2 protein-coding genes are annotated in these 2,865 nt (G+C 68.3%); both read right to left on the bottom strand.

Annotated features, from left to right (window positions below):
• Positions 1–441: 441 nt before the first annotated feature.
• Positions 442–873, bottom strand: coding sequence for a hypothetical protein (locus ABZ135_RS38660; RefSeq protein ID WP_356703089.1), 432 nt, complete (start codon positions 871–873; stop codon positions 442–444).
• Between the two features lie 231 nt (positions 874–1,104).
• Positions 1,105–1,263 (bottom strand): hypothetical protein, encoded by a 159-nt coding sequence (locus tag ABZ135_RS38655; protein ID WP_356703087.1) that lies wholly within the window; start codon positions 1,261–1,263, stop codon positions 1,105–1,107.
• Between the last annotated feature and the right edge of the window lie 1,602 nt (positions 1,264–2,865).

Below are 2,865 nucleotides of genomic sequence, written 5' to 3'. Positions count from 1 at the left end.
GGCCGAGGCGCGCGTCCAGGGCGCGCCTCGGCCCCTCCTCGCCGGAGGCTCACGCCACGGGCTACCCGTTCGACCGAACTACCCCGGTCCATGAGCTTTCCGGGTGGTCCGTGGCAATTCCAGCCTACGCCCCAGGTGAGCGCGTCGGCAGGCCCGTGGGGTGTGCCCGTGTCCTTCCCGGGCGGGGCCCGTTGGGGGAGGTGACACGACGCGTGCACAGCGTCGCGGCGGCCCCGGAGCCCTCACCCCCCGGCACGATCCGGGGCCGCCACCCCGCCCCCAGCCGACCGGCCTTCCACCCTCGCTCCTCGACCTCACGCCGCCCCGCCGGCCGCGCCCCCGTGGTGCCGACTGGGGCCGCACAGACCGACGGCCGTCTCGATGGGCAGATGCTCGTCGAGACGGCCGGCTCACGGGGGCACAGGGAGAGGGGCGGGCGGCCTACCGGCCGGGCGGATAGATCATGACCCCGCCGACGATCGGCACACACCGCGTGTCAAGCGGCAGATCGGAGACGAGACCCAGGTTCTCGGCCTGTCCCCTCGTCCGGATGCGCTGAAGGTGGTCACGGCCGTACAGGACGGTCCCGGGGTTCTCCAGGGTGGTGCCGGTGATGCACAGCACCGGGTCCGGCAGGAACGTCCCGCCCTCGGCCCTGCGGACGGTCACCTCGGCTTCGTTCGCCGCGGCCTCGGCGTTCTCCAACGGCGTCTGGCACGGAGGACAGACGATCACGGCAAGACGGCCCTCCACCCACTTCCCGCTCCAGTTCTCGGCGGCCTTGGACGTGAGGTCCCTCGGGGCGAAGCAGCCACACCGGCTGCACCGCAGCCGCTTGGCTATCCGGTTCTGTGGACGCTTCTTTCGACTCATGCCCGGTCAACGATGACGGGGGCGGCTCGTATCGGGGGCGGCCGGTTAGGCCGAGGCCGACGACGGCGACCAGAGGGCGGTGGCGCCCGTGGCCTAGGCCATGCAATGGTTGGCCACGAATAGGGTGCAGGGTGTACTGGTACACCCTGCACCCCATCGGCGAGGAACCACCTGCTGGCCAAAGCTCAGGTTCCTGCGCTCATCACGCGGTCGGTCCGTCGGTTGCCTGGCTCAACACCAGGTGCCGGCGGGCTGCTGCTGGGACAGGACCCACAGCATCCAGCACCAGTAGGCGGTGTAGGCCAAGACCCCGACGGCCTTGACGGCCATCAGTGCGGCCTTGGCCCGCTTCCGGGTCTGGTCCGACTGCGTACGGCGGTGACGCCCCATGGACGCCTTCCCTTCACTCGCGAAGCCCCCCGGCTGGGGACTCCTCGGGCGGGCCACGTGTGGCCCCACGTGAAGGTCCACGCGGCGTACCCGAGTTGAGCGAAGAGAGCCCCGGAGGACTCCTGCCGAGGAGCATTCCACCACACCCGAACTGCCCCCCGAGGCACGCCTAATGTCCAAGGGTTGTCACATATCTGCAGGTCAGATGGCTTGCGGATAGCAAGCCTTGCTCCAGTGCGCTATCCCCGGCCCCGGCAAAGGGAATCGGGCGAAAACGGGCACTCGGCGCGGTGACCAGCGGCGATAGATCGGCATCTCCAAGAAGGCCTTGACCTCGTCCAAGACGGAGTCGGTGAACGCCATGACGACGCCCCTCCCCTCCGGGGTGTCCATGCCGCTTGTCCAGCCTGTGAAGTCTTTGCCATTCCGTGATACTCGAAGAGCTCAGTTCACCGTGTTTCATGGGTGGTGACGTCCGGCTGGTGAAGCCCGGGTGTAGTTCGCCAGCACCCTCGGGGATTTGAGCTTCTCGCTTCACTTGATCTTGGCCCCCGGTCCTCGTCTCGGGTCGCTCTCCCTGGGTGGCCCTGCTGCCGACGGCGCCAACCATGAGGGCCTGATGGTGCGCCGGCACCTCGGGGCTCCGGCCGGCGGCCGCCACCCGGCTCGTGCGCACACTGCCCCTGCGCAGGCCGCCCCCCATGCCCCAGGCCGTCCCTGTTGCCGTCGCTCGCCCCCCAGGGAGGGAGGGTCCACGACGAGCAGCGCCCTAGACGGCTCCTGTGGCCTCGGGGGCAGGAGCTCGTGGCTGAGGCGGCTTCGCGTGCGGCTCCGTGGCCCTGCGCGGACCGTAGGCGGCATTAGCGTTGCTGCGTCTCGGGCGGTGTCGGCCGTGACGCTGGGGGCCGGGCGGCTCCGGTACCTCCGCACCTCGAATTTCGACGCTCGCATATCGGTGCTCTGTTCTGCGGCTGAGCCAATTATCAGTCGTGCAATTCAGAATTCTGCCGGAAGTTTTTGATTAGGACCCGGTGGTGGCGCAACCAGGACCCCGGCGGTACACAGCATGCGTCAGTGATGCATTAACCCGAAGGTTGTTCATCTTCTCGGGTGTTGCATCGTCGGATTCCGTTCCACAGTTGCGGGTTGGCGTGTATGCTCACGGAGTGTTGGTTAGCCTGACCGGGCGGTTTCGAAGTTGTGGGAGGGGTCAGGGTGGAGCGCAGCGGAGCCCGTCACTGCAGCGGGCCGGCACCCCGTTCAGGCTGATGGCCCGTCACCACCGGGACTGGGGTGGTGGCTGGGATTCCCAAGCCCTACACAGTGCCGCACGCGATGCACGTTCCCCGTAGCCAGCCCGGTGACCGCGCTTGCGCGGCCACCTCCAATTCGCGCTTGCGCGAATTGCTCTGCTTTTTGAATTCCGCTTGCGGAATTCTATCCGGCGCTTGCGCCGGAATACGAATTGCGCTTGCGGAATTCGCGCTCTATGCCCCGGCTTGCCGGGGGCGGCGAGCAGCCCGGCCGCCCGGTCCTCAACGAGCAGGGGAAGTAGTCATGGCGCGACTCGCCCAGACGCACGGTCTGACCGACGTCCAGCAG

It is taken from the genome of Streptomyces sp. NPDC006339, assembly GCF_040612775.1.
Taxonomy (GTDB): domain Bacteria; phylum Actinomycetota; class Actinomycetes; order Streptomycetales; family Streptomycetaceae; genus Streptomyces.
This window is presented reverse-complemented; position numbering and strand designations above follow the sequence as displayed.

What these genes read in the sequence shown, in the direction of transcription:
- ABZ135_RS38660 (WP_356703089.1), bottom strand. Translation starts at nt 873, where the DNA reads ATGAGTCGAAAGAAGCGTCCACAGAACCGGATAGCCAAGCGGCTGCGG.
- ABZ135_RS38655 (WP_356703087.1), bottom strand. Translation starts at nt 1,263, where the DNA reads ATGGGGCGTCACCGCCGTACGCAGTCGGACCAGACCCGGAAGCGGGCC.